Below are 5,722 nucleotides of genomic sequence, written 5' to 3' on the forward strand. Positions count from 1 at the left end.
CGTCTATAATACGCACCTCATCAAGACGAGCTGGAAGTAGCTAGTGTGTAGATTACACATTGATAACCCAGTTAACTTGTTGAAACAAATTAAAAAAAAGAAGTTGACAGACTATTAAAACATGATATGATGGTCAGCTCGCTAAATAGGATAAGCCACATTGGCTGACTTATTTAGTTTGAAATACTAGCACTGGACGACAGTGTCAGACATTATTTAAAAGCATAACTAAAGAACAACTTGTGTGGATTTTTGCTGATTCAGAATGCTAAAAAATAAAGTTGACTATCTTTTCTTTTCGGGAAGATTATTAACTATAAAAATTATCATTTAAGACAGCAGAAAAACTCAAAGTTAATTCATTACGAACATAATTTTTAGCGATTTTGCCAGATTAGATGAGCCAAGTTTAGAAGCTTCTTTAAAGAGCTTCATAGCAAGATTAAACTGAAGAGTTTGATCATGGCTCAGATTGAACGCTGGCGGCAGGCTTAACACATGCAAGTCGAGCGGAAACGATGGTAGCTTGCTACCAGGCGTCGAGCGGCGGACGGGTGAGTAATACTTAGGAATCTACCTAGTAGTGGGGGATAGCACGGGGAAACTCGTATTAATACCGCATACGACCTACGGGAGAAAGGGGGCAGTTTACTGCTCTCGCTATTAGATGAGCCTAAGTCGGATTAGCTAGATGGTGGGGTAAAGGCCTACCATGGCGACGATCTGTAGCTGGTCTGAGAGGATGATCAGCCACACCGGGACTGAGACACGGCCCGGACTCCTACGGGAGGCAGCAGTGGGGAATATTGGACAATGGGGGAAACCCTGATCCAGCCATGCCGCGTGTGTGAAGAAGGCCTTTTGGTTGTAAAGCACTTTAAGCAGTGAAGAAGACTCTTCGGTTAATACCCGGAGACGATGACATTAGCTGCAGAATAAGCACCGGCTAACTCTGTGCCAGCAGCCGCGGTAATACAGAGGGTGCAAGCGTTAATCGGAATTACTGGGCGTAAAGCGAGCGTAGGTGGCTTGATAAGTCAGATGTGAAATCCCCGGGCTTAACCTGGGAACTGCATCTGAAACTGTTAGGCTAGAGTAGGTGAGAGGGAAGTAGAATTTCAGGTGTAGCGGTGAAATGCGTAGAGATCTGAAGGAATACCGATGGCGAAGGCAGCTTCCTGGCATCATACTGACACTGAGGCTCGAAAGCGTGGGTAGCAAACAGGATTAGATACCCTGGTAGTCCACGCCGTAAACGATGTCTACTAGTCGTTGGGTCCCTTGAGGACTTAGTGACGCAGCTAACGCAATAAGTAGACCGCCTGGGGAGTACGGCCGCAAGGTTAAAACTCAAATGAATTGACGGGGGCCCGCACAAGCGGTGGAGCATGTGGTTTAATTCGATGCAACGCGAAGAACCTTACCTGGTCTTGACATATCTAGAATCCTGCAGAGATGCGGGAGTGCCTTCGGGAATTAGAATACAGGTGCTGCATGGCTGTCGTCAGCTCGTGTCGTGAGATGTTGGGTTAAGTCCCGCAACGAGCGCAACCCTTGTCCTTAGTTACCAGCGGGTTAAGCCGGGAACTCTAAGGATACTGCCAGTGACAAACTGGAGGAAGGCGGGGACGACGTCAAGTCATCATGGCCCTTACGACCAGGGCTACACACGTGCTACAATGGTAGGTACAGAGGGCAGCTACACAGCGATGTGATGCGAATCTCAAAAAGCCTATCGTAGTCCAGATTGGAGTCTGCAACTCGACTCCATGAAGTAGGAATCGCTAGTAATCGCGGATCAGAATGCCGCGGTGAATACGTTCCCGGGCCTTGTACACACCGCCCGTCACACCATGGGAGTTGATTGCACCAGAAGTGGATAGCTTAACCTTCGGGGAGGCGTTCACCACGGTGTGGTTGATGACTGGGGTGAAGTCGTAACAAGGTAGCCGTAGGGGAACCTGCGGCTGGATCACCTCCTTATAGACGCATTCGGTCAGCAAGAATTCACAACAAGTTGTTCTTTAGTTTAAGCTTACGTTTTTAACAAACGTATTAGGGTCTGTAGCTCAGCTGGTTAGAGCACCGTGTTGATAACGCGGGGGTCGGTGGTTCAAGTCCACCTAGACCCACCATTTTACAATGGGGCCATAGCTCAGTTGGTAGAGCGCCTGCCTTGCACGCAGGAGGTCAACGGTTCGACTCCGTTTGGCTCCACCACTACTAAGACGGTTAAGTAAGCTTTAGATGCCAATAAATAAATAGGTATTAAATAGAAACAAGTGATTTTAATTGATTACTTCTTTCTGTTTTATACAGAATCTGTGACTCGACGAGAGCATAGAGACTATTTAAAAACATAGATATGAGTCTGGGTTAGGAAGAGCGTGTTCACGCGCACTTCTTAACCTTAATAACTCACCTCTTAACGACATCAGTTGTTATCCCAGGGGTGAGTTATTAAAAAAAGTAAAGAGAACTGAATCAAGCGTATAAACATAGGTGATATCGTTATCATAATTAGATTGTATGACACTTAGAAGTCGAAAGACTACTTGGGGTTGTATGGTCAAGTAATGAAGCGCACATGGTGGATGCCTTGGCAGTCAGAGGCGATGAAAGACGTGACAGCCTGCGATAAGCTTCGGGGAGGCGGCAATATCCTGTGATCCGGAGATTTCTGAATGGGGAAACCCACTTACCATAAGGTAGGTATCCTAATTTATTAGGAAGCGAACGAGGGGAAGTGAAACATCTCAGTACCCTTAGGAATAGACATCAATTGAGATTCCCCTAGTAGCGGCGAGCGAACGGGGAGAAGCCGATTAATTCTAATGTAGAAGAACAGCGTGGGAAAGCTGACCGTAGTAGGTGATAGTCCTGTATTCGAAACATTAGAGTTAACATATTAAGTAGAGCGGGGCACGAGAAATCCTGTTTGAAGATGGGGGGACCATCCTCCAAGGCTAAATACTCCTGACTGACCGATAGTGAACCAGTACCGTGAGGGAAAGGCGAAAAGAACCCCTGTGAGGGGAGTGAAATAGAACCTGAAACCGTGTGCGTACAAGCAGTGGGAGCCCACTTGTTGGGTGACCGCGTACCTTTTGTATAATGGGTCAGCGACTTATATTCTGTAGCAAGGTTAACCGTTTAGGGGAGCCGTAGGGAAACCGAGTCTTAATAGGGCGTTTAGTTGCAGGGTATAGACCCGAAACCGAGTGATCTATCCATGAGCAGGTTGAAAGTGCCGTAACAGGCACCGGAGGACCGAACCCACTGTCGTTGAAAAGCCAGGGGATGACTTGTGGATAGGGGTGAAAGGCTAATCAAACTCGGTGATAGCTGGTTCTCCCCGAAAGCTATTTAGGTAGCGCCTCGGACGAACACCATTGGGGGTAGAGCACTGTTTCGGCTAGGGGGTCATACCGACTTACCAAACCGATGCAAACTCCGAATACCGATGAGTGATATCCGGGAGACACACGGTGGGTGCTAACGTCCATCGTGGAGAGGGAAACAACCCAGACCGCCAGCTAAGGCCCCAAATTCCTAGTTAAGTGGGAAACGAGGTGGGAAGGCATAGACAGCTAGGAGGTTGGCTTAGAAGCAGCCATCCTTTAAAGAAAGCGTAATAGCTCACTAGTCGAGTCGGCCCGCGCGGAAGATGTAACGGGGCTCAAACTAGGAGCCGAAGCTGCGGATTTGAATTTGTTTTCAAGTGGTAGGGGAGCGTTGTGTAAGCCTGTGAAGGTGTGTTGTAAAGCATGCTGGAGGTATCACAAGAGCGAATGCTGACGTGAGTAACGATAATGCGAGTGAAAAGCTCGCACGCCGGAAGATCAAGGGTTCCAGTCCAACGTTAATCGGGGCTGGGTGAGTCGACCCCTAAGGCGAGGCCGAAAGGCGTAGTCGATGGGAAATCGGTTAATATTCCGATACTTGTTTATAATGCGATGGAGGGACGGAGAAGGTTATGTCAGCCTGGCGTTGGTTGTCCAGGTGAAAGGATGTAGGTTTATAGCTTAGGTAAATCCGGGCTATTTTATACCGAGATCTGATAGCAAGCTGTACTTGTACAGCGAAGTGGCAAATACCATGCTTCCAGGAAAAGCTTCTAAGCAATAGTTATAAACGAATCGTACCCTAAACCGACACAGGTGATCAGGTAGAGAATACCAAGGCGCTTGAGAGAACTCTGCTGAAGGAACTAGGCAAAATGGTACCGTAACTTCGGGAGAAGGTACGCTGTTGATGGTGATAGGACTTGCTCCTTGAGCTGTTGGCAGTCGCAGATACCAGGCTGCTGCAACTGTTTATTAAAAACACAGCACTCTGCAAACACGAAAGTGGACGTATAGGGTGTGATGTCTGCCCGGTGCTGGAAGGTTAATTGATGGGGTTAGCGTAAGCGAAGCTCTTGATCGAAGCCCCAGTAAACGGCGGCCGTAACTATAACGGTCCTAAGGTAGCGAAATTCCTTGTCGGGTAAGTTCCGACCTGCACGAATGACATAATGATGGCAGCGCTGTCTCCAGCAGAGACTCAGTGAAATCGAAATCGCAGTGAAGATGCTGTGTACCCGCGGCTAGACGGAAAGACCCCGTGAACCTTTACTACAGCTTTACATTGAACTTTGACCTGACTTGTGCAGGATAGGTGGGAGGCTTTGAAGCCAAGACGCTAGTCTTGGTGGAGCCAATCTTGAAATACCACCCTGGTCATGTTGGGGTTCTAACTCAGGTATAACAATACCGAGGACAATGTATGGTGGGTAGTTTGACTGGGGCGGTCTCCTCCTAAAGAGTAACGGAGGAGTACGAAGGTGCGCTCAGACCGGTCGGAAATCGGTCGTAGAGTATAAAGGCAAAAGCGCGCTTAACTGCGAGACCCACAAGTCGAGCAGGTACGAAAGTAGGTCTTAGTGATCCGGTGGTTCTGTATGGAAGGGCCATCGCTCAACGGATAAAAGGTACTCTGGGGATAACAGGCTGATACCGCCCAAGAGTTCATATCGACGGCGGTGTTTGGCACCTCGATGTCGGCTCATCTCATCCTAGGGCTGAAGCAGGTCCTAAGGGTATGGCTGTTCGCCATTTAAAGAGGTACGCGAGCTGGGTTTAGAACGTCGTGAGACAGTTCGGTCCCTATCTACCGTGGGCGTTGGAAATTTGAGAGGATCTGCTCCTAGTACGAGAGGACCAGAGTGGACGAACCTCTGGTGTTCGGGTTGTCACGCCAGTGGCATTGCCCGGTAGCTACGTTCGGATGGGATAACCGCTGAAAGCATCTAAGCGGGAAGCCCACCTCAAGATTAGATTTCCCTAAAGAGCCGTTCAAGACTAGGACGTTGATAGGCAGGGTGTGGAAGCGCAGCGATGCGTGTAGCTAACCTGTACTAATTGCTCGTTTGGCTTGACCATACAACACCCAAGTGGTTTGTATACAAGTCTAATTAATCTATCTTGTATAGCTCAGGCTATAGAATAAGAAAGAACATTTCGATATCACCTTTAACCTTGATTCAGTTAGGTTACAAGTTGATCGACTAAAAGTGAATTCTTGAAGTCAACAATAACAACAACAGACTCATATCTAACCCCCTTTGCTGACGACAATAGCGCGATGGCCCCACCTGATCCCTTCCCGAACTCAGAAGTGAAACATCGTAGCGCCAATGGTAGTGTGGTTCGCCCATGTGAGAGTAGGTCATCGTCAGCTC

Annotated in this window: 2 tRNA genes and 3 rRNA genes; all 5 read left to right on the top strand. The window is 48.1% G+C overall.

The window, feature by feature from the left end:
* Nucleotides 1–444: 444 nt before the first annotated feature.
* The 5 genes from JMY00_RS13330 (at nucleotide 445) to rrf (ending at nucleotide 5,721) form a co-directional block, all read left to right on the top strand.
* Nucleotides 445–1,983, top strand: a 16S ribosomal RNA gene (locus JMY00_RS13330).
* A 75-nt stretch (nucleotides 1,984–2,058) separates the two neighbouring features.
* Nucleotides 2,059–2,135: transfer RNA gene (locus JMY00_RS13335), tRNA-Ile, on the top strand.
* 9 nt (nucleotides 2,136–2,144) lie between these two features.
* Nucleotides 2,145–2,220: transfer RNA gene (locus tag JMY00_RS13340), tRNA-Ala, on the top strand.
* A gap of 347 nt (nucleotides 2,221–2,567) precedes the next feature.
* Nucleotides 2,568–5,423: ribosomal RNA gene (locus JMY00_RS13345) — 23S ribosomal RNA — on the top strand.
* Between the two features lie 184 nt (nucleotides 5,424–5,607).
* Nucleotides 5,608–5,721 (top strand): 5S ribosomal RNA (gene rrf / locus JMY00_RS13350).
* The 16S, 23S and 5S rRNA genes sit together here with 2 tRNA genes alongside, the layout of an rRNA operon.
* Nucleotide 5,722: the final 1 nt, after the last annotated feature.

It is taken from the genome of Psychrobacter sp. Pi2-52 (assembly GCF_904846705.1).
In the GTDB taxonomy this organism is placed as follows: Bacteria; Pseudomonadota; Gammaproteobacteria; order Pseudomonadales; family Moraxellaceae; genus Psychrobacter.